This window comes from Sinomicrobium sp. (genome assembly GCA_029266035.1).
GTDB lineage: Bacteria > Bacteroidota > Bacteroidia > Flavobacteriales > Flavobacteriaceae > Sinomicrobium.
Genome location: JAJUFH010000013.1, coordinates 45,553 through 63,795 on the forward strand (window position 1 = coordinate 45,553; position 18,243 = coordinate 63,795).

The 18,243-nt window shown below is 43.3% G+C and carries 30 protein-coding genes; 28 read left to right on the forward strand and 2 right to left on the reverse strand.

The window, feature by feature from the left end; genetic code table 11:
• The first annotated feature begins 61 nt into the window (after positions 1-61).
• The 6 genes from ACYZZR_RS07900 to ACYZZR_RS07925 all read left to right on the forward strand — a co-directional run bounded on the left by ACYZZR_RS07900 (position 62) and on the right by ACYZZR_RS07925 (position 3,570).
• On the forward strand, positions 62-343 hold the full coding sequence (locus tag ACYZZR_RS07900; protein ID WP_461533458.1) for a hypothetical protein: 282 nt from the start codon (positions 62-64) through the stop codon (positions 341-343).
• Positions 344-504: 161 nt separating this feature from the next.
• Positions 505-939: a hypothetical protein gene (locus tag ACYZZR_RS07905; RefSeq protein WP_461533459.1), complete on the forward strand. Its 435-nt coding sequence runs from the start codon at positions 505-507 to the stop codon at positions 937-939.
• 151 nt (positions 940-1,090) lie between these two features.
• Positions 1,091-1,633: a hypothetical protein gene (locus tag ACYZZR_RS07910; RefSeq protein WP_461533460.1), complete on the forward strand. Its 543-nt coding sequence runs from the start codon at positions 1,091-1,093 to the stop codon at positions 1,631-1,633.
• Between the two features lie 434 nt (positions 1,634-2,067).
• On the forward strand, positions 2,068-2,346 hold the full coding sequence (locus ACYZZR_RS07915) for a hypothetical protein (RefSeq protein WP_461533461.1): 279 nt from the start codon (positions 2,068-2,070) through the stop codon (positions 2,344-2,346).
• A gap of 105 nt (positions 2,347-2,451) precedes the next feature.
• Positions 2,452-2,787, forward strand: coding sequence for a hypothetical protein (locus ACYZZR_RS07920; protein WP_461533462.1), 336 nt, complete (start codon positions 2,452-2,454; stop codon positions 2,785-2,787).
• A gap of 321 nt (positions 2,788-3,108) precedes the next feature.
• On the forward strand, positions 3,109-3,570 hold the full coding sequence (locus tag ACYZZR_RS07925; protein WP_461533463.1) for an RNA polymerase sigma factor: 462 nt from the start codon (positions 3,109-3,111) through the stop codon (positions 3,568-3,570).
• A gap of 30 nt (positions 3,571-3,600) precedes the next feature.
• Here ACYZZR_RS07925 and ACYZZR_RS07930 read toward each other — a convergent pair whose 3' ends face one another.
• Positions 3,601-4,602, reverse strand: coding sequence for an HNH endonuclease (locus ACYZZR_RS07930; RefSeq protein WP_461533464.1), 1,002 nt, complete (start codon positions 4,600-4,602; stop codon positions 3,601-3,603).
• Positions 4,603-5,431: 829 nt separating this feature from the next.
• Here ACYZZR_RS07930 and ACYZZR_RS07935 point away from each other — a divergent pair.
• From ACYZZR_RS07935 to ACYZZR_RS07995, 13 genes are all read left to right on the forward strand, one after another.
• Complete coding sequence (locus ACYZZR_RS07935; protein ID WP_461533465.1) at positions 5,432-5,647, forward strand: hypothetical protein; 216 nt, start codon at positions 5,432-5,434, stop codon at positions 5,645-5,647.
• Positions 5,644-6,024, forward strand: coding sequence for a hypothetical protein (locus ACYZZR_RS07940; protein WP_461533466.1), 381 nt, complete (start codon positions 5,644-5,646; stop codon positions 6,022-6,024). Before ACYZZR_RS07935 ends, ACYZZR_RS07940 begins: the two co-directional genes overlap by 4 nt.
• Positions 6,025-6,313: 289 nt before the next feature.
• Positions 6,314-6,502 carry a hypothetical protein gene (locus tag ACYZZR_RS07945; RefSeq protein ID WP_461533467.1) on the forward strand — a complete coding sequence of 63 codons (189 nt, stop codon included), beginning with the start codon at positions 6,314-6,316 and terminating at the stop codon, positions 6,500-6,502.
• A complete protein-coding gene (locus ACYZZR_RS07950; RefSeq protein WP_461533468.1) occupies positions 6,499-6,804 on the forward strand; it encodes a hypothetical protein in 306 nt (101 codons plus the stop codon). Before ACYZZR_RS07945 ends, ACYZZR_RS07950 begins: the two co-directional genes overlap by 4 nt.
• Before the next feature lie 4 nt (positions 6,805-6,808).
• Positions 6,809-6,988, forward strand: a complete 180-nt coding sequence (locus ACYZZR_RS07955; protein ID WP_461533469.1) for a hypothetical protein — start codon at positions 6,809-6,811, stop codon at positions 6,986-6,988.
• A complete protein-coding gene (locus ACYZZR_RS07960) occupies positions 6,985-7,263 on the forward strand; it encodes a hypothetical protein (RefSeq protein WP_461533470.1) in 279 nt (92 codons plus the stop codon). The genes ACYZZR_RS07955 and ACYZZR_RS07960 overlap by 4 nt, the downstream gene beginning before the upstream one ends.
• A gap of 502 nt (positions 7,264-7,765) precedes the next feature.
• The gene (locus ACYZZR_RS07965) at positions 7,766-8,458 is read left to right on the forward strand and encodes a hypothetical protein (RefSeq protein ID WP_461533471.1); all 693 of its coding nucleotides are present in this window, start codon (positions 7,766-7,768) and stop codon (positions 8,456-8,458) included.
• Between the two features lie 599 nt (positions 8,459-9,057).
• The gene (locus tag ACYZZR_RS07970; protein WP_461533472.1) at positions 9,058-9,312 is read left to right on the forward strand and encodes an SH3 beta-barrel fold-containing protein; all 255 of its coding nucleotides are present in this window, start codon (positions 9,058-9,060) and stop codon (positions 9,310-9,312) included.
• Complete coding sequence (locus ACYZZR_RS07975; protein WP_461533473.1) at positions 9,305-9,505, forward strand: hypothetical protein; 201 nt, start codon at positions 9,305-9,307, stop codon at positions 9,503-9,505. Before ACYZZR_RS07970 ends, ACYZZR_RS07975 begins: the two co-directional genes overlap by 8 nt.
• Positions 9,502-9,720, forward strand: a complete 219-nt coding sequence (locus ACYZZR_RS07980; RefSeq protein WP_461533474.1) for a hypothetical protein — start codon at positions 9,502-9,504, stop codon at positions 9,718-9,720. Before ACYZZR_RS07975 ends, ACYZZR_RS07980 begins: the two co-directional genes overlap by 4 nt.
• Complete coding sequence (locus tag ACYZZR_RS07985) at positions 9,717-10,301, forward strand: hypothetical protein (protein ID WP_461533475.1); 585 nt, start codon at positions 9,717-9,719, stop codon at positions 10,299-10,301. The genes ACYZZR_RS07980 and ACYZZR_RS07985 overlap by 4 nt, the downstream gene beginning before the upstream one ends.
• Positions 10,237-10,674 (forward strand): hypothetical protein, encoded by a 438-nt coding sequence (locus tag ACYZZR_RS07990; RefSeq protein ID WP_461533476.1) that lies wholly within the window; start codon positions 10,237-10,239, stop codon positions 10,672-10,674. The genes ACYZZR_RS07985 and ACYZZR_RS07990 overlap by 65 nt, the downstream gene beginning before the upstream one ends.
• Before the next feature lies 1 nt (position 10,675).
• Entirely contained in the window at positions 10,676-11,179 is a 504-nt protein-coding gene (locus ACYZZR_RS07995; RefSeq protein WP_461533477.1) for an HNH endonuclease signature motif containing protein, read from the forward strand.
• On the opposite strand, the gene ACYZZR_RS08000 is transcribed toward ACYZZR_RS07995, so the two are convergent.
• Entirely contained in the window at positions 11,163-11,534 is a 372-nt protein-coding gene (locus tag ACYZZR_RS08000; protein WP_461533478.1) for a hypothetical protein, read from the reverse strand. The genes ACYZZR_RS07995 and ACYZZR_RS08000 overlap by 17 nt on opposite strands.
• 251 nt (positions 11,535-11,785) lie before the next feature.
• Here ACYZZR_RS08000 and ACYZZR_RS08005 point away from each other — a divergent pair, with 251 nt between their 5' ends.
• The 9 genes from ACYZZR_RS08005 (at position 11,786) to ACYZZR_RS08045 (ending at position 18,219) form a co-directional block, all read left to right on the forward strand.
• Complete coding sequence (locus tag ACYZZR_RS08005) at positions 11,786-12,079, forward strand: hypothetical protein (protein ID WP_461533479.1); 294 nt, start codon at positions 11,786-11,788, stop codon at positions 12,077-12,079.
• 156 nt (positions 12,080-12,235) lie between these two features.
• Positions 12,236-13,165 carry an FAD-dependent thymidylate synthase gene (locus tag ACYZZR_RS08010; protein WP_461533480.1) on the forward strand — a complete coding sequence of 310 codons (930 nt, stop codon included), beginning with the start codon at positions 12,236-12,238 and terminating at the stop codon, positions 13,163-13,165.
• A gap of 15 nt (positions 13,166-13,180) precedes the next feature.
• Positions 13,181-13,387 carry a hypothetical protein gene (locus ACYZZR_RS08015; RefSeq protein WP_461533481.1) on the forward strand — a complete coding sequence of 69 codons (207 nt, stop codon included), beginning with the start codon at positions 13,181-13,183 and terminating at the stop codon, positions 13,385-13,387.
• A gap of 112 nt (positions 13,388-13,499) precedes the next feature.
• The gene (locus tag ACYZZR_RS08020; protein WP_461533482.1) at positions 13,500-13,700 is read left to right on the forward strand and encodes a hypothetical protein; all 201 of its coding nucleotides are present in this window, start codon (positions 13,500-13,502) and stop codon (positions 13,698-13,700) included.
• Positions 13,700-13,930, forward strand: a complete 231-nt coding sequence (locus ACYZZR_RS08025) for a DUF551 domain-containing protein (protein WP_461533483.1) — start codon at positions 13,700-13,702, stop codon at positions 13,928-13,930. The genes ACYZZR_RS08020 and ACYZZR_RS08025 overlap by 1 nt, the downstream gene beginning before the upstream one ends.
• Positions 13,917-14,108, forward strand: a complete 192-nt coding sequence (locus tag ACYZZR_RS08030) for a hypothetical protein (RefSeq protein ID WP_461533484.1) — start codon at positions 13,917-13,919, stop codon at positions 14,106-14,108. The genes ACYZZR_RS08025 and ACYZZR_RS08030 overlap by 14 nt, the downstream gene beginning before the upstream one ends.
• Complete coding sequence (locus ACYZZR_RS08035; protein WP_461533485.1) at positions 14,071-14,418, forward strand: Ref family recombination enhancement nuclease; 348 nt, start codon at positions 14,071-14,073, stop codon at positions 14,416-14,418. The genes ACYZZR_RS08030 and ACYZZR_RS08035 overlap by 38 nt, the downstream gene beginning before the upstream one ends.
• Positions 14,415-16,115 (forward strand): DnaB-like helicase C-terminal domain-containing protein, encoded by a 1,701-nt coding sequence (locus ACYZZR_RS08040; protein ID WP_461533486.1) that lies wholly within the window; start codon positions 14,415-14,417, stop codon positions 16,113-16,115. The genes ACYZZR_RS08035 and ACYZZR_RS08040 overlap by 4 nt, the downstream gene beginning before the upstream one ends.
• Entirely contained in the window at positions 16,084-18,219 is a 2,136-nt protein-coding gene (locus ACYZZR_RS08045; protein ID WP_461533487.1) for a DNA polymerase, read from the forward strand. The genes ACYZZR_RS08040 and ACYZZR_RS08045 overlap by 32 nt, the downstream gene beginning before the upstream one ends.
• The last annotated feature ends 24 nt before the right edge of the window (positions 18,220-18,243 follow it).

An 18,243-nucleotide genomic window follows, 5' to 3' on the forward strand; every position in this document is an offset into this window, starting at 1 on the left:
CTGCTGCGTTCACTGTTAAAATAGAGAAGTAATCATGTATTCAGAACAAACGCTACGTAACATGACGCTGAATGAGCTTGTAGGCTACTCAGAGACGTTTTCAGACATTCCTGATACCTTGGCTAAGGTACTGGCTGAAAGGGCAATACAGGCAATCTCAGGTGCCTCAGAATTGAAATTGGAAATAGATGATCTGGAAGACAAGATTGAAAAAGCCGAGAACCTAGCTGACGAATATGAAAGCAAGTTGGATATTCTTGAAGTTAAGGTAAAAGCTGCAATGAAGGAATTGGACTCGATAGAACCGGACTTAGAATTAGTTATAATGTATCTAGGGGAATAAGAATGTGTTGGCATAAATGGGGAAAATGGGAAGATGTAAGTTCTGGGTATTTAACAACATACTATGTCAGAAACGGGAGGTATGTTGAACAAAGAAGACGGTGTATGAAGTGCAATAAAGTGAAGATACGGATTGCCGAATCTAATTAGGGGAATGATGATATGAACAAGGTAATTAGGGGAATAATGGTTGTGGCGTTACTCCTATCCATGGGGCACGTACAAGCAGAGGAAACAGAACTGTTCTATGGCTACAAGTCGCACCATTGGATTACAGACGACTACACCAACGACACACACCACATGGCAGGATTGAAACGCGGTAATTGGGTGGCTGGCTACTTCAAAAACTCATACAATAGAGATAGTTTCTTTGCTGGGTACTATCGCGGTAAAGAATGGGGGCAAGTAGAAGGCTTTGCTGTATTGGGTGCCGTACATGGCTACACTAAATGCTACGGTGAAGACGGAACCAGTAAAAATGTTTGTCCCATGCTCGCCCTTGGTGTAAGCTATCTAGGGATAAGTAGACACTTCAAACCTTCCGTATACCAACTAGGGGATGCTACTGTAATTGGATTTAGGAGTGAGTTTTGACTAAGACAGAGAAGTTAGAAGAACTAATGAAACGAACAGGTAAAAGTAAAATGGCGTGTGACATAGCCTTGCAGCTTGCAGGAAATGATATTGAAAGGGCTATTGAACGTATGCGTATTTCCTACCCTAGTATGAAAGTGGAGAATAAACAATGACTGACATCGACCTAAAACGACTGGCAGAGGATCGGGAGTATTGGGATAGCGTTGCGCCTCTTGGGGCAACTCACTATTGGCTACCTTCTGGCGATTGGTATCAGGACTGCGGGGATTTCGCGGTCGCTTGGATGTCTGGGGCAGAAAACTGGGGCCACGGCTTTGCAGCGTTTAGAATTTCTCGGCCAGAAATCATCCCCCGTCCAGCCAAAAAGGTGCAAGAGGTTGAGTGGGATGGTGAGGGGCTGCCGCCTGTGGGTGTGGTGTGTGAGGTTCTGCACATGGGTAAAACGTGGGAGTTGGTCGAGATTGTGGCTCACGTAAAAAGCATTGATGGGTCAAAAGCTGTTTGGCAGATGATTGGGTACAATGAATGGTCTGGAGATTCAGCAGATAAGTTTCGACCACTCCACACCCCAGAACAGCGCCATAGAGACGAGTCGGTTAAACTGATTAGCTATCACCCGATTTACAAGAATGCAGTTGTTAGTCTTGCCGACGACATCCTATCCCGCTATACACTGGAACCTAAACAATGATACTATCCTTTCCAAACGAACGTGATATAGAATCTAATGATTGGAGAGTTATTTTCGGTGAAGTGTGGAAAAGATTGTGTGTTGGTTGTATAGCGGATTCCAGCGAAGGTATAGCACATTCCAAGTCTATAAGGGAAATGACATACGCTCTACTGGATACCCAATGCGGAGCGGAAATAATCTTATGGGAGGATGATAATGATTAAAGCACTGAAAGCAATATACAACCTATTTGACGGAAACGTAGGCTTGGCCCTTTGCTGGCTTTTGTCGAAACATATACGGGCATTCAACTATAAGCGGCCTATTACGTTGATATTAACGGGACGGGCGCAAGAAGTAGTTAGAGTGGTGACGTTGATTGAATACGGTGATTGTATCTAGGGGAACATAAGTGACCTATCTAGGGGACACCGGACAAGGTAAATAGCGGAATGAAAGACATGATCTATCTGCCGAAAGGTTGGGAACAGTACAGAGAAGAAATCATCGCCGCTTGTGGTGGTGAAGGCAACATTCGACAAGTAAAGGAGAAGTTTGGGAGACTAACAACATATCTAGGTAAAGAAGAATACGACAAAGCTACTCTTGATATGTATGAAAAAATGTGTTCTCTAACCTGTATGGAATGCGGTAGTAAGGTTGCAATGTACTTCAGGAGGCACGGGTGGGTTGGCCCAATCTGCCATGAATGTATATTACAAGGTAAATAGGGGAATAATGATGATTGATATTATCACACACTTACTAATGTTGGTTGTTGGTGCTGGACTTGGAAGCGCCGTAACACTCTACTACCTATTTAGGGGAATGGGAAAATGAATCATTTTGCTAAAATGACACCAGAACAACGTGAAGCAGCACAACGCAAACGTAAAGAACAGGCAGACTACTACAAAAGTCTTGATACAAGGCAAGAGTTTGCGGATGAGAATTATTGGCGCGAACTTGCCACTAAACACAAAGTAAAACTCCCCATATACTACTATCCTGCTGACATTAAGCGTGTCAGGAAGTTTTTGCGTAAGTTGGGATATGGGCAAGCTGAGTTTGAAGAGATCACAGGAGGGAAGCTGCAACAGCTAATTGATAACAATCCTAAATGGCCTTCTTGGGCGATTTGTGGAGTATGTATGGAGCTATTGGTCTTATAATCAACCAAAAGGGCTGTTGTCGTGGTGATTTTCAGCCCTAAATCGCTTTTCTCTACCTGCCCTGCCCTACCCTACTACCTACCCCTTAAAATCAATTCCTACCCGTATATAGAACGTTTCATTAAAATGTAAAAAATATACGCCCGCTGTATAAAAAGTGCATAAACTGGTGGATTCTGTGAATTTACTCAACAGAGCGACCGACCAGCCCTCATATGTGGAATATAGACAACAAACTGACAAGAATTACTTGTAAGTTGGGAATTATTGTGCTATAACCCCTGTCAATAGGAATAATTAATCAACTTGATAAGGGTTATTATGAAATTTGATGACATATACAAAGAATATTACAACTTGGGGTGCTCAATCACTAGGAAGTTTGTGCCACATAATGATGTTGAGGATTGTGTACAAGAGGCAATGATTCGTATCTTTAGATATATGCACACAATCGAAGATGAACGTAAGATTTTCTACTTTGTCTACAGTGTTTTCCGCAATTGTGCAATCAACTACGGAAAATCGCTATCAATACGTGCGTTGTCTAAGGCCGGTGAACTTGATGAAGAACTGGAAATCGAACACACATTTGAAGATTGGTATGAGGAAGCTAAGAAATGTCTTATGGATGCTGATCCGTTGGTTAGAGATGTGTCATTGCTTAAATTGGAAGGTTATGGACAACGTGAAGTGAGTGGACGATTAGGTATTAAGCGTAAGCAGTTTTATGATCTTTGGGCGCAAGGTAAGGAACTGTTGATAGAGGGAATGGGGCGTTAAGCCCCGTTATCTTCAAACTGCGACCAATAGTCAATCTTCCTGCACTTGATTGTCGAATTTAGTAATCTCTGTAGAATCGTAACCTGCCTTTTTAACCAATGCAAGTTTTGCTTCGTCTGATACAGTTCTACAGTCCCAAAAATATTTGTTGCTTTTCTTGTCATTGCAACTATGACAGAGGGGTTGTAAGTTATTTACATCTAACTCTAATTCTGGGAATATGCTTCTAGGGAATATATGATCCACATGAATAGAATCCTCGCTTCCACACAAAAGGCACTTCCTTCCATACTTTTCTAGTACCTCTAACCTCAATGTTTTCCATTCGGTGCTATAGAAAAACGGGTCTCTTCTATTATACCTATACTTATATTTTGATTTGCCCTTAAACGTATCTCTATAAACATTATGGCGTTCTACCATAAATCTTATTATTTCGTCATCAGTGCCTGACCTCATGTGGTTGTACTCATAACCAAGCTCTATAAAGTACTGTAGTACATCTGTCGGTGTAATAGAGTCTTGTACTAGCCCACCACTATCGACAATACGCTTAACTATGTTAGAATAGTCTTGGTTAATATCCTGCTCGTAGTTCCTAACTAGGTATCCCTGTATCACAGTTTCAGTTTTAGTATAAACCCTAGTGTACTTCCTTTTTCTACCAGTACATAAAAACAAACGGTGCGCTTTATTTTGCACCAACAACCCGTGCACTATCCGTTTTGTTAGCTCCGTAGGGATAAGTTGCCGAGAGATACCAAATTTTACATCTTCAATAATATCAAAGAACCCGTACTTCTTATTGACACTTCTGAAAAGCTCCCTACTCATACCTATGTGCGATTCCATTATCGAAGACGGAATAGAAACAGCACCGTTAGACCTAATTAGATGCTTTTGGTGCGATGAAAAAAGCAATGCTGCTATGCTGATCTGCGTGTCCTTACGTTCATCTGAGTACCCCGGTAACTGTTCACGTAGGTAGGCAGTGTCGAGAATTGTGTAGATTCTAGTACTAGGTTTTGCCATAGTCATAACTTATTGATAATAGTAGTCATTTAGAGACGAGGTTGGGCGGATACCAGCCAAGATTCTCTATCCAAATTCCAGCAGCAATTAGGCACAGGCTTTGTATTTATCAGGGTGTCATTACTAACAATATAAAAGAGTCAATGTTAGTTTAGAGGAGCATCAACCTCTGGCGCAGTGGGCAAAACCCTCAGTCTACAGCAGTAGACCTTACTCAACTGAAATAAAACCCAACGTAACCCCTGTTTATCGCTTATCCCATGCTAGGGACTCAGCACTCCCGTCTCTAAAGGAGTCCAAAACCAATGTGTAGTAGGCTACAACCCGCTGTACTCTACTTACTCAAAAACCAGCTATCTGAGCACTCCGCTTTCTTGAGAATCTGGCACGGAACCACAACCAAAATACTTCAGGCGTCTCTGGCCTTAAACGGGGAAAGGTTTTAACACGGAATGTGTATTGATGTCAATAAAACTTCGTCTTATGTTTCTTTCCTTGGGTGGCCTTTAGTTTGCGGGGCCGGAACCCCGCGTACATAAGATGAAGCCTGACCTATAAGGAAAGGAACGGGACATGACCCCCGTCATATAGTATGACATGCATATTCCAAAGTAGTTCCTCGACAAAGAAGAAAGCACTCTAGGTGTATGAAATATCTAAGGAAACAGTGAATTTGCATACCGAAATACACTCTTATTCCAATTCGTTCTTTTACATCCACCACCAACCCATGTAATCTACACACATCATCAAACAACGGAGAGAAAACATGAGCTACTACCTAGAGCAGAAACCAGATGACTACTGCCCAATCAAAGAACGTGAGGACATGCTAGAATCTATCCTTGTGGCAGCAGAGAGTGACAGCGACTTGTTCAGAATGATTGAAGACGAACTCTACTTCCGTCGTCCTGACGAGATCAGCAGGCTCATCCACGATGCTTACAAGGGTATTGACATCTGTGAGAGTGTGGATAAACTGATTGAAGAAGTGGTTGAAGAGTGTCTTCTTGAAAACGTTGACTATTTTGGAGAGTGGGAATGAATACGGCAGCAGCAGTTGCAGTGGTGGCAGCAACAACATCAAATGCGGCAATACAGGCACAGGAAGAAAGAAAGTGTCGTGAGTTCATGAAAGGGTTTGATTCTTACGCAGCGACTGTGAGTGAACAGAAGTATTATGCTGATTGTGTTGATATGATTCATCCTGATCCAGCAACAGGTGCAGAGGTACTACTTATAAAAATCATATTGGTATGTGCTTTGATTGGGGTGGTTGTTGGCGCAATCAGAGGTTGGTTCATTAGAGAATTCGGTATTTTTGACGTTTTCCTTTTTGGGCTAGTTGGCGGACTGGTAGGTGCTTTTATTCCTGCTTTCATCATGGGTTGTATCTTTGCTATTGCATTCATTCTATCGTGAGATTAAATATGTTTCGTGATGATAATTATGAACAGAAGCGCGACGAATTGATTGATGACAGACTGTGTGAGGGACTATGTATTCGTTGCTGTAAGCCTCAATATGAGTACGAGGATAAGTTTGAACCATCGTCAGATATGCCGGGAAAACCTGCTAAGTGCCCAGACTGTGCCCCGAATCAATGGAAAATAGGTTGAAAACAATACGTACAGGGCAGCGAATAGGGCTTTCTCTACCTACCCCGCACTACCCTACTACTAAACTATAAAACGCAAGTTGGAGACGTAGAATGCCTGATAGAGTTTATGTTGCAAAATACACCAGCGAAGGTAACGTAGAGAACGGTGAAGTGGTGATTGAAGCTAAAAACATCTCCGAGGCACAAGACAAGTTCTTTGTCTGGTTGAAGGATAAGCCACTTTACCAACACATGTGGCGATTGAATGTAGAATTTCGGGAAGTGGAGGGGATTATATGAATACATTGAACTTTGGAGATAAGCTACACATTGCTGGCGTACCTTATGTCGTTGTGTGGGAGCGGGCAGGTGAAGTCGAGACAGTAGACTGTGAAGGAAGAATTGAGAAATGTACCAAAGAACGATTTGATGAATTTAAGCCCAATCCTGCTGAGAAAAGAGCCGAAAAGCTGTTATCTTGCTGGAAAAAGCAAGCATTAAGTTTTGCACATGACGACATAAACACTGATGTTGTTCTTGACGAAGTGCTCAGATTTATGGAAAATAACAAAGATGAAATCATTTCAATCCTTAGTACATGAGTATATGAAAGACCATTTGCCCGGAGAAAGGTTTGGTCAGTGGTTTGTGAATGTGTATATTAAAGGGCAGTGGCCTGAATTGTTTTACGAATCTAGCGATGTTCTTGCTATGGGAATGGTACAGGGGTGGCTTGAAGATCACCATTACATTGATACGTTGCCACAGAAAGTGAGAGAACTATGAAAGTAGGTGATATGGTTTGGACACAGGTATATGGGGGTTCTGGATTTATGCCCTCAGAGGTTGAAATAGTTTATATCTACGGTGATGAGTGTGTTGTTAAGTTTGAAGAAGAAGGTAACTTGAGAAGGCTTGAGGTAGGTAGATTGAGTGACTTGTACAAAGAGAAACCAATTCCAAATAAAGTTAGGGAAGTCGCCGCTTTTATCTCTAATGCGGGAAATGATCCACTGGAAATAGCAGAACACCTTTACTACGGAGGATGGATTCGTGACTGATTACCTGTTCAAAGTGTATGTTTACCCTGACGGGGAGAATTATGAGGGTCCTGTAGACTGGAAATCCGATGATTATCGAATTAGACGCAGTGCTTTGTGTGAAGAATGTGGATACACTCTTTACCTAGACTACGATGAACCATTTGCTTCTTGTGAATGTGGAACTAGGGAGTGGTACTACTAATGTACATGCACGATAAAGGTTTGACATTGGCTGAAGTTCTTGCAACAATTGACGGCGCACCGGACGACAACTACTCTGTAGAAGAAATCCTGTTAGAGACAGGAATTGAGGTGGAAGATGAATCTATGGAATGATTTGGTAGTAGGCAATGACAGAATTGTGTCCAGAGAAGAGATAGAGTTTGAGATAGCAGTAAACGATGAGTTATTAGAGAGGCGTGAAGCTTTATATGGCGTATGTTTACATCACCCGATTCAGCACTACCAGAATTAGAATCGTTGTATCAGGAAGTTTTAAGAGCTATTGAGGAGAGAGGGAATGAGTGACAGAGAAGAGTTTGAGAAGTGGTATAGTCAAGAGGGAGAATATGGTGGATTGCCGCTAGATCGCTTCGAGAAAGACGGCGATTACCTTGATGATTTTGTCCAGTCCATGTGGATGGCATGGCAAGCCGCCCTCGCCCAAAGCGAGCAGGGCGCGGAGCCGGTGGCGCTACTGCGGAGGGAAATAGGCGAATCTTCATGGTTTGACCACACCCCCGTTAGACCTAACACCAAAGAAGCAGAGTTGCTGAAAGCCTCGCCCATAGTGGATTACTGCGAAGTCTACACCCACCCCCAGCCTGCCCAGCAAGGGGGCGTTCCATCCCGTGACGACCTGGTGCAGTGCCTACTTGCGACTCGCGGACAATCTGAGGGCGTTGCTGCCGATGCGATATTGTGGTTGTTTTCCGCCGCCACACCCCAGCCAGAGGGTGATGGGTGGGTGAGTAGTTTTGAGCGAGCGCCAACTAAATCAGATGCAGATTTCAGTGACCGTGTGATTTGGTGGGAGGCGACGGACGACACGCTACAAGAGTTTAGGCCTGTAGTCGCCCACTATGATCCAAATTGGTGGGAAGGGGGTTACTTTGAGGATTTTAGCAAGGACATCGCCCCAAGCCATCCATTCTGGAAGCCCACCGGCCTCAAGCGCCCACAATCACCACAGGAGGGTGAAGGAAATGAGTGACCTGCCACTACACCGGACTATGCAAGACGACGAGATAGAAAATGATTAGATTTATACTGTTCTTTCTACTATCAACTAATCTTTTGGCTTCCGATCTAATCCGAGAAGGGTCACTAGGAAAAGAACTAAACGGAGAACGGATTAGGTCTAACTCTCTAAATCAATATGAAATAGGAGATAGGACATACAGGAAAGACGCGCTAGGTAATTGGACGGACGGCGAAAACACATACAGGCGTGATACGCTAGGGAGGTGGTCTGACGGAAAAACAACAATTCGTAAAACACCATTAGGACATAGGATAGATAAAAATGTTAAAAATGAGCGTTTACATGAATGATAATCTGCTGTTTGAGCAAACTGACACAGATGCTACCGTAGCTGATTTCTTTCCCTCACCAGAGAACGTACTGAACGCTGTTGACAAGCAGGGTTGGTATGGACTGGTGAACTTCTGTGACAAGACAGGTATAACTCTATGGTATAAAGTTGTCCCTGCATATTCCAAAGAGTTCCTTCCGACATAATCCAATCTGATATAAAGTAGTTCTCAAGGGTGGCGGGAATAGTCCTGCCGCCCACAACGGAGGAACTACACATGACACGCGAAGAAATCCTTAACATTGTTGATAACAAACACATTTTTTCTGTACGTTTCTTGAAGAAAGATGGAACTGAGCGTACAATGAACTGTATGTTCGGCGTTCAGAAGTACGTGACAGGAAAAGGTAAGAAGTTTGATGATGCTGATCACAATCTGATTACTGTATACGAGTTTAAGTCTAAAGGTTATCGTAGCTTCAAAGCAGATAGCGTAATTGAGATTAAAGCGAATGGTAAGATTTATGAATGAGAATGAAATCTACTGGCGACAAGCGTTCCGCCTACAAGCTGAGATTAGTATTCGTTTAGCACGTTCTTTAATGGCGGCGGCTAGTGATAATACAAACGTGTATGCTTTGGCCTACCATGTAAAAGAAAAGACTGCTAAAATGCTTGAAATACATGATGAAAACTATCCGTATGATTATGAGGAAAGTAAATGAAGATTGTAATTAAGGTTTACGATGTAACAGGGCTTCTAACAACATCTGATGTAGAAGAGTTGGACTATACTACAGCTGAACGAACGACTAACCAACTAGACGCTGCATTCGAAGATGTATCTAAAGCTGAGTATTTCAATATCTCTGTGAAGGGCGTAAAGAAACACTATAATCCATCTAACATTGTTTCTATCTGGTGGGAGGAAGTGGAATGAAGATCGTAACAGATAGCGTAAACGGTTGTGAGTATTTTACAGCAGGAAAGAAATACACTGTACTCATTGATTACGGAGCCGGTGCCTATGACGTTCTAAGTGATAGAGGCGTAAGAACTACTGTATTCAGTAAAAACTGCCCACACGTACATTCTAACTGGCGAATTGCAGAGTATGATACATTGGATGCTGCTGACGAGATTTCGCGTATTGGGCAAGAAATTCAGCCAGAAGATTACATTGTTACACCAGAAGAAGAGGAAGAATTGAATAGAGTGGAGAAAAAACAGAAGATCACGGCGGCGGATATTGTTAAGGCTGGAATTAAACATCTTGAGGATAGGGCATCCACTTACGATCAACCTGAAGGTGAGCGTTCTATTGGGGCGACAGTAAAAGCATTTAACGCTATCACAAACGGTAGGATGGACTCTGAGGAAAAAGGGTGGCTATTTATGGTGCTTCTCAAGGCAGTACGTAGCCAGCAGGGAGACTTTAAAATGGATAACTACGAGGATGGTAGTATGTATTTTGGTCTTATGGGCGAGTCCGCAAGAGAGGAGCGAGGTAATGGAAATTGATTGGAGTAAGGCACCGGAAGGAACAACACACGCACTAACCACTGATGAGGGAGTCTCTTGGCACAGAGAGCTTGACGACAGCTCCTATGTATGGAGTGGTACTCTAGGTTGGCAACTTGTGACGAAAGGAACAGCAGATTATTGGAAAGGGATTTTCAACTACATTGAAAAACCTACACTCACACTCCAACAACTGCGTTCCCTAGTACAGCAGAGCGGCCTTCAGATTGAGTTTCATGCTGATGGCACGATTTACGTATGGGATGACGCTCATGAGGAAGGTACTCGTGTAAACAGCTTGGATGAATACGTTCGATTGGCTGAAGCTAAGGCTGCTTATGTGAAGTTGTGGGCGGATTATATTTGGGAGTGACATGGATAATACACATATAACTCAAGAAAGGCTTATTGAACTTTTCGAGTATAAAGAGGGTAGGTTATTCTGGAGAACTACAGGAACGGGTCGAAGAAAAGACCGCAAGGCCGGTTATTACAATAAAAACGGATACAGAGGTATAATGGTAGAAGGTAAAAGGTATTATGAGCATAGGCTAATATATCTATATCACTATGGGTACTTACCAAAAGTTGTAGACCACATTAACCACATAGTTGATGATAATAGGATAGAAAATTTGAGAGGTGCTACACATAGTAAAAACGGATTTAACTCAACATCTAGGGGCGGTAGTTCTAGGCACAAAGGAATTAGTTATATTAAAAAACAAAAAACTTGGAGGGCTAGGTATTCGGTCAATGGGGTCGAATACTCTATAGGGTGTTTTAAGACCGAAGAAGAGGCACTAAATGCTTACAACGAGGTAGTGCCTCAAATACATGGCGAGTTCTTTAATAAGAACTCTAGTCTTGATTATTAGTGGTAACTTCTTCGTATTCGGCGTCTTCAATATCAAGCTCAATCCCAAGTAGACTGGCCAATTTTGATCTTGCCTTGTGTTCGACGGTAACGGTTCCGCTTATGTCTACTTGGGATTTACGGGCGTATTTCTCAGGCATAAGGGCACGGGCACGTTCCATAAGCAGCGTATCGCTGTATTGTTTTTCAGTGCCCACTACTTCCCCCTTGAAGTATATGTTCTTATCGACACCTTCAATGCCACGGTGAGTAATGGATTCTTCTACGGCTTCGCATGCCTTGAGTTTAGCCATTTCCAGACGTTCTTTGAATACAGGATCGTTCTTGGCGTGGTAGTTGATCGTAGCAGGAGACACGCCCACAGAGGCAGCAGCAGCAGCATAATTGCCACCATTCTTCTCTACAAGTTCAATGACTTTACGTTTCTTGGCTTGGTTGAATACGCCAGCCTTCTGAACACCTTTGAAATTACGTGCCCCTCGCGGTCTACCGGGGCCACGTTTCTTAGGTAGATTTTCATCTGACATCTTGCATTACTCCTATGTGTTATGTATAGTGAGTAAGACAGTTTAAACAAAATCTGTTCTATCCCTTGGGAGAGTAAGCTATGAACGAATCAGAAATTATAGAGTGCGCCGACACCTTAAAGAAAATCACCAACTTCTATGGCGGGGCTGACCACTACCTTGACATGAGGAAATACTATTGGAGTGTTGGTAGTCATTGGATTGACTTTGGGTATATGGAAAACCTCAGTGATAAACAGCATTTCCCTTTGGTGTGGACAGTAGACAGTCCAGACTGCTACGTACAGATGGAGAAAATTACCATTGCCAACGTAGAGATTGGTAGGGTAGAATACCTCTGCATTTTTGACAATGAACTTAGGAGACAACTGTGAGATATTGGGGAGTTACACTTGGGGGAACATATATTGATAAACGAACATGGTTTGTCTCTATCATTCCAACACTAGCTATTGAACGTGAGGATGATATGCTGGCTTTGCACTTTTCATTGTTCAACTTTACACTTACACTAATGACAGGAGTAGCAGATGAAGGCTGATATTGTAGCGGACAGTATTTCAGAGGCAGGTAAGAGAATTACAACATTCGAACTTGAGTACCCTCGTTTCATCCATGGGGAATTAATGAGTCATCGACAGTTTTCCCGCAATGCGGCAAGCAGTCGTGCAATCCCTGTCAAAAAGATGCTGGAGATTGTAAATAACAACCCTGCCGTGCCTGTCCATTGGGGTAAGAATCAGCCGGGAATGCAGGCAGATGAAGAATGTAACAACCTGATTGAATACGCGGAACACCCTTTCAATGACAAAGAAATTACTCGGGAAGAGACGTGGGAGAATGCAAAAAAAGCTGCTGTGTTTTGGGCACAGAAGTTTGACGAAGCTGGCTACCACAAGCAAATTGTCAATCGAATTGTAGAACCATTCCAAATGATTCGCACAGTAGTAACTGCTACTGAATGGAATAACTTTTTCTACCTGCGTAGGCACAAAGACGCCCAGCCTGAGATTAAGGTGCTGGCTGATCTTATGTGGGAAGCGATGAATAATTCCGCACCTAATGAACTACCTATTGGTGTATGGCACACACCTTACGTAGACCGGTCGGACGCTCTAGGGTACACTGTACCTGTTGATGGGGACTATGAGAACGGGTATCTGCAACTGACAGAACAGCAGGCATTGAAAGTGAGTGCTTCTTGTTGCGCTCAAGTGAGCTATCGACTCCTTGATAATTCTGTTGAGAAGGCTGAAAAGATTTATGATATGCTTGTCAACAGTAAGCCAGTTCACGCAAGCCCGTTTGAACATCAGGCAAAGCCAATGTCTTGCACAACAATGGATTGGTGGGAAGAAGAAGGCACAACACATATTGATAAGTACGAAAACGTATGGAGCGGTAATCTACAGGGCTGGATTCAGCACCGTCAACTAATTGAAGACAACGTACATAATTGATTTTGGAGAGTAGCCATGAGAATCAATCTGGTAGAAGCAGAAGAAGACAACGAACTGGAGATCATCTTCAGTAAATCAGGCGATGCTGTGGTATGGTCTGAGGAAGACAGTGCTGTATTCTATGTTGTTGACTACAATGAAAGTCAAGTGTGTATTGGTGTGGGTAGTATTGATACAATGATTGAAGCACTCACAAAGCTGAAGGAGAAGATCGGTGATTAGTGACGACGACGTTGAAAAGGCATTAGACTATCTACGTGATTCAGCACAAGAATACGCACAGTATAGGTCTGCTGAGAAGTTCTATGAGGGGAAGCTGAAACGGATTGAGGCCATGCAGTTCATGGAGCAAACAACAGGAGCAGTTGAGGCTAAACGCCTCGCTGCTCGTGCCTCAGATGAGTACGGCGAGTGCCTAGAGGATTATAAGGATGCTAAGTATAACGCTGAATTGTTATCTGCTTACCGAGAAGCTGCAAAGATGAAAGTGAGTTGGGCACAGACCGAACGTAAAGCGTCTATAGGAGCATACTAATGGAATGGATTGGTGTTGATGAAGCCTTGCCTCGTTGCTCACAGTCACTTGTAGAAGAAGGGGAGTGGGTGTTGATTTGGTACGATACCTATGAGGAAGTTGAGATCGCATGTCGTGTATGGATAGATGAGGACTTCTGGGAATGGAGAGACGTTAGCGGGGCTATCTACCCTCCTATTTGTGTGACACATTGGATGCCTTTACCGGAGAAACCGAATGAGAATACTTAACGGTCGCTTGTTTATTGATGACGTTTCCTTGGTGCGTACAGACGGGCACTCAGTTACCCTACGCGACCCTACAGGTACAAGTTTAGTGATTCCTTTGAATGTATTGAATGATGTGATGGTTAAGGTGGAGGAGTTGTTGGATGGTAGGGAAGGCAGTAACCCACACGAAAGAGGATAAGAAACGCTTTCAACTACTCCCTCAGATTGGCTGCATCTGCTGCAAGTCATATGGAGTTCATAACGAATGGGTGCAAATACACCACATTATTGATGGAAATAAGAGAATGGGGCATCAATACACGCTCCCTCTCTGCTACTGGCACCATCAGGGAGTTCCGCCAGAGGGGTTGACACGGAAGCAGGCAGAGGATATGGTTGGCCCCTCTCTCATATCGAAGAAGCGATTTAATGAAGTCTTTGGCGGGGAGATGGAGCTTCTTGAATATGTCAACAAATTTTTAGATGTTATTGAGGATAGTATTGTATGAGTAAGGAAGACGGGGAGCGGGTAAAAGGGAAGCAGGCATGTATAAAGTGTAAGTCCTCTGATGCAGTGTCTATATACCAGAAACCAGATGGGACATTTGACGGACACTGTTTTTCATGTGAGAGTTACATTAGACCAAATGAAATTGCAGAACATTACAATCTAGGTGAAGTGGAGGAAGAAGTGGAACATTTTGATCCTACGTACATTATGAGTTTGCCTATGCGTGGATGGAAAGAGCGACGTGTAGGGAAGGAGGTAACTGAGCTATACGGTGTGCGGTCTGAGATGGCCGAAGATGGTACTATGATTAAACGTCACTATCCCGTTACGGAAGATGGAGAGCTTGTTGGCTACCATAGCCGGGACTGCGTTAAGAAAAACTTCTACGTGCAGGGAAAGAATAAAACCACCAGTGAATTCTTTGGTCAGTCTCTATTCTCAGGCGGTGGTAAGTTCCTAGTTATCTGCGGTGGCGAAGAAGATGCAATGTCTTTGCAGCAAGCACTGAAGATGAAGAATCCTAAGTTCACTACTGCTGTTGTCAGCCCTACTAACGGAGAAGGCAGCACTGCTGCACAGATTAAAGGGAACTACGAATGGGTTACTAGTTTTGAGAAAGTAATCCTTATGCTGGACAATGACGAACCGGGACGTAAGGCAACAGAAGAAGCACTAAAACTACTGAAGCCGGGGCAGGGCTACACAGCAAAATTGACACTCAAAGACCCAAATGAATACGTGAAGGCTAAGAGGGAAGATGAGCTTGTAGGGGCGTTCTGGAAAGCAGAGCGATACTCTCCGATTGATTTGATGACACTAGGGCAGATGTGGGATGAGTTTGAGGCTTCTGCACAGCAGTCTATTATTCCGTTCCCATCGGCATTTGGACAGTTGAATGAGATGCTAGGAGGCGGGGTAGGGCTAGGAGAAGTCACTGTTATTGGTGCTCTAACTTCGATAGGGAAGAGCACGGTGATTAATAATCTCGTATACTCGTTCTTCAAAGAGACAGAACACAGGATTGGGCTACTCTACCTAGAATCGACACCAAGAGAGATTGTTAGCCACCTCCTATCTATCTATATGGAAGATAATCTAGCACTAAAGAAACCAGAAGACTTGGATATGCCGAAGCTCAAAAAAGAGTTTATGGGCATGATTCAAACAGACGATAGGATTGTCTCTATTAACCACCAAGGTGCGTTCTCTAGTATGGATGATATGTTCACAAAACTAGAGTGGATGGTTAAGTGCATGGGGACAAAAGTTGTGGTTATCGACCCACTTCAGGCGGCTGTACCTTCTAACGAGAATGCTTCTGTAGAAGACTTTATGGATAGAATCTTGAAGCTGGCAAAGCAAACAGACTGCTGTATTTTTGTGGTTAGTCACATGCGTAAACCTGAAGGTAAAGACCCCCACTCTGTGTCGGAGTACGATTTGAAGGGTACGTCTGCCATTAACCAGATTGCCTTTAATACAATCCTCTTGAGTCGGGATAAGACTTCAGATAATCCCAAGGTACGTAACTCTACTCGTATGCAAGTAGTCAAATGCCGACGTACAGGCTTCACAGGAGAGGCAGGGTGGTTGCGTTTCGATGCCCACAAGGCTAAACTCACAGCTTGTTCTGACCCGTATGCGGACGAAGCACAAGAATCTGATGAGGAGCTACAAGAAATCTATGGGGATTAAATACGTTGTACTAGACCTAGAAACCTCTACTAAAGAGAGCTATGGCCGCATTGCAAACCCATTCGATAAAGATAACTACATTGTCTCTATGGGTTTGAAGTATTCAAATGGCCGTAGAATTAAAACTCACATTAGTCAGGAGGAGGCTATTCCAGAAGGAGACTGGTTGAAGGGGGTTGGTGCTATCGTTGGCATCAACCTAAAGTTCGACCTTCTATACCTGTGGAGACACCCCGTACTAGTGAATTTCTTTAAGAGGGGCGGTAGGATTTATGACTGTCAATATGCTAGGTATTTTATCACTGCCCAGCAGGAGAAATATGCCTCTATGGACAGTATGGCTAACATCTATGGTCTGCCCCTAAAGCCAGATAAGATCAAGGAATACTGGAAGAATGGTATTGACACTATTGATATTCCAAAACAAGAATTACTTGATTACCTAGACCACGACCTAGATACAACAGAGGGCATCTTTAAGTGTGTTGCCAAAGAAGCCCATGAACTTGGCATGACTGCCATGATTAGGGAGCGTATGGACAGTCTATGCGGAAACATTGAGATGGAGTTCAACGGCCTAAAAGTTGACTTGGAAGTTGCTGAACGTAATGAATCGAAGCTACGAAAGGAAATTGAAGGTTTATATAGAGAACTTGAGCAATACACACCACAACTTCCAGAAGGTGCAGAGTTTAACTGGTCTAGTGGCAGGCAGTTGTCTGCATTACTATTTGGCGGGCCTATCAAATACAGAACGAGAGAACCTAAAGTAGATATGGACGGTAAACCGGAATACTACAAGAAGACAGTAGAGGTTCCTGCACTTGACCCACACGGAAATGAAGTTAGGTACAAGACTGGTGATAAGAAAGGCCAACTAAAAACTAAGAAGGTGAAAATTAATGACTTAGACAGACCTAAGTATAAGATTGCACAGACAGAGTATCCGCTAAAGGGACTAACTAAGCCACGCAAAGAGTGGGAACTAAAAGAGCCGGGGTTTTACAAGACTGGCGAAGATGTAATCAAAGAACTTTCTGCTAGGGGAATTGAAGTTGCTAAAATCCTCGCAAAGTTGAAGAAGAAAGAGAAAGACCTGAGTGCCTTCTATTCCAGTGGTATGCTCAGGTATGCTCAGGATGGCGTTATCCACCATACACTGAATAACGTACAGACTGATACAGGACGTTTGAGCAGCAGTAAACCTAATGCCCAGCAGATTCCACGAGGCAACACTTCAGATGTACGTGAGATGTTTGTATCTCATTTTGAAGGAGGCGAGGTTGCCGAGGTTGATTTTTCAAGTTTGGAAGTGGTCATTCAGGCTTGGATCAGTAAAGACAAGAATATGATCCAGAACGTAAACGATGGCGTAGACTTCCACAGTCTTAGGCTTGCAGCTAAGTTAGGAGAAGATTACGACGACGTTGTACGTAAGGCAAAGAAAGAGAAAGACCCATACTATGACCTAGAGCGCACCAAAGCCAAGGGATTTAGTTTCCAGAGAGCTTATGGGGCAGGAGCTAAGGCTATTGCAGCGTCTACTGGTATGTCTATAGAGGAAGTAGAGGCATTCATAGAGGCAGAAAACAGAATGTACCCAAACGTAGAGAAGTATAATGCTTGGGTGGCTAGGCAGGTCGATAAGAATGCTGTAGAGACGGGCACCTACATAAACGGAGTACCTGTAAAGTTTGGTTGGCACAAAGCAACAACAGGCACAAATGCACGTTATGGCTTTACACAACAAGAAGCACCTGACTTTATGAAAGACCGAGGTGTAGAAGTTAGCTTCAGCCCCACACAAATGAAGAACTACTCTATCCAAGGAGAGGCAGGCGGTGTAGTATCCACAGCGGTAGGTATGGTTTGGAGGAAGTTTGTAGAGACAGGTAACTTCAATAATACAGCACTCCTAATGAACACAGTACACGACTGTATTTGGATTAGTTTGGCTAAAGGAGCAAAAGAGTATGTAATACCAGAAGTGGAGAAGGCTATGACGGCAATACCTGAAAGATATAAAGAAGTGTACGGTGTTGACGTACCTGTTATCTTTAGGGTAGAGTCTGAAGTTGGCCCTAACATGAAAGACTTGCACTAAACATCAAAAACTGCTAAAGTAGCA

Excerpts from the sequence above, each read along its gene's own strand:
- ACYZZR_RS07900 (WP_461533458.1), top strand. The coding sequence starts at position 62 with ATGACGCTGAATGAGCTTGTAGGCTACTCAGAGACGTTTTCAGACATT.
- ACYZZR_RS07905 (WP_461533459.1), top strand. The coding sequence starts at position 505 with ATGAACAAGGTAATTAGGGGAATAATGGTTGTGGCGTTACTCCTATCC.
- ACYZZR_RS07910 (WP_461533460.1), top strand. The coding sequence starts at position 1,091 with ATGACTGACATCGACCTAAAACGACTGGCAGAGGATCGGGAGTATTGG.
- ACYZZR_RS07915 (WP_461533461.1), top strand. The coding sequence starts at position 2,068 with ATGAAAGACATGATCTATCTGCCGAAAGGTTGGGAACAGTACAGAGAA.
- ACYZZR_RS07920 (WP_461533462.1), top strand. The coding sequence starts at position 2,452 with ATGAATCATTTTGCTAAAATGACACCAGAACAACGTGAAGCAGCACAA.
- ACYZZR_RS07925 (WP_461533463.1), top strand. The coding sequence starts at position 3,109 with ATGAAATTTGATGACATATACAAAGAATATTACAACTTGGGGTGCTCA.
- ACYZZR_RS07930 (WP_461533464.1), bottom strand. The coding sequence starts at position 4,602 with ATGGCAAAACCTAGTACTAGAATCTACACAATTCTCGACACTGCCTAC.
- ACYZZR_RS07935 (WP_461533465.1), top strand. The coding sequence starts at position 5,432 with ATGCTAGAATCTATCCTTGTGGCAGCAGAGAGTGACAGCGACTTGTTC.
- ACYZZR_RS07940 (WP_461533466.1), top strand. The coding sequence starts at position 5,644 with ATGAATACGGCAGCAGCAGTTGCAGTGGTGGCAGCAACAACATCAAAT.
- ACYZZR_RS07945 (WP_461533467.1), top strand. The coding sequence starts at position 6,314 with ATGCCTGATAGAGTTTATGTTGCAAAATACACCAGCGAAGGTAACGTA.
- ACYZZR_RS07950 (WP_461533468.1), top strand. The coding sequence starts at position 6,499 with ATGAATACATTGAACTTTGGAGATAAGCTACACATTGCTGGCGTACCT.
- ACYZZR_RS07955 (WP_461533469.1), top strand. The coding sequence starts at position 6,809 with ATGAAAGACCATTTGCCCGGAGAAAGGTTTGGTCAGTGGTTTGTGAAT.
- ACYZZR_RS07960 (WP_461533470.1), top strand. The coding sequence starts at position 6,985 with ATGAAAGTAGGTGATATGGTTTGGACACAGGTATATGGGGGTTCTGGA.
- ACYZZR_RS07965 (WP_461533471.1), top strand. The coding sequence starts at position 7,766 with ATGAGTGACAGAGAAGAGTTTGAGAAGTGGTATAGTCAAGAGGGAGAA.
- ACYZZR_RS07970 (WP_461533472.1), top strand. The coding sequence starts at position 9,058 with ATGACACGCGAAGAAATCCTTAACATTGTTGATAACAAACACATTTTT.
- ACYZZR_RS07975 (WP_461533473.1), top strand. The coding sequence starts at position 9,305 with ATGAATGAGAATGAAATCTACTGGCGACAAGCGTTCCGCCTACAAGCT.
- ACYZZR_RS07980 (WP_461533474.1), top strand. The coding sequence starts at position 9,502 with ATGAAGATTGTAATTAAGGTTTACGATGTAACAGGGCTTCTAACAACA.
- ACYZZR_RS07985 (WP_461533475.1), top strand. The coding sequence starts at position 9,717 with ATGAAGATCGTAACAGATAGCGTAAACGGTTGTGAGTATTTTACAGCA.
- ACYZZR_RS07990 (WP_461533476.1), top strand. The coding sequence starts at position 10,237 with ATGGTAGTATGTATTTTGGTCTTATGGGCGAGTCCGCAAGAGAGGAGC.
- ACYZZR_RS07995 (WP_461533477.1), top strand. The coding sequence starts at position 10,676 with ATGGATAATACACATATAACTCAAGAAAGGCTTATTGAACTTTTCGAG.
- ACYZZR_RS08005 (WP_461533479.1), top strand. The coding sequence starts at position 11,786 with ATGAACGAATCAGAAATTATAGAGTGCGCCGACACCTTAAAGAAAATC.
- ACYZZR_RS08010 (WP_461533480.1), top strand. The coding sequence starts at position 12,236 with ATGAAGGCTGATATTGTAGCGGACAGTATTTCAGAGGCAGGTAAGAGA.
- ACYZZR_RS08015 (WP_461533481.1), top strand. The coding sequence starts at position 13,181 with ATGAGAATCAATCTGGTAGAAGCAGAAGAAGACAACGAACTGGAGATC.
- ACYZZR_RS08020 (WP_461533482.1), top strand. The coding sequence starts at position 13,500 with ATGCAGTTCATGGAGCAAACAACAGGAGCAGTTGAGGCTAAACGCCTC.
- ACYZZR_RS08025 (WP_461533483.1), top strand. The coding sequence starts at position 13,700 with ATGGAATGGATTGGTGTTGATGAAGCCTTGCCTCGTTGCTCACAGTCA.
- ACYZZR_RS08030 (WP_461533484.1), top strand. The coding sequence starts at position 13,917 with ATGAGAATACTTAACGGTCGCTTGTTTATTGATGACGTTTCCTTGGTG.
- ACYZZR_RS08035 (WP_461533485.1), top strand. The coding sequence starts at position 14,071 with ATGGTAGGGAAGGCAGTAACCCACACGAAAGAGGATAAGAAACGCTTT.
- ACYZZR_RS08040 (WP_461533486.1), top strand. The coding sequence starts at position 14,415 with ATGAGTAAGGAAGACGGGGAGCGGGTAAAAGGGAAGCAGGCATGTATA.
- ACYZZR_RS08045 (WP_461533487.1), top strand. The coding sequence starts at position 16,084 with ATGAGGAGCTACAAGAAATCTATGGGGATTAAATACGTTGTACTAGAC.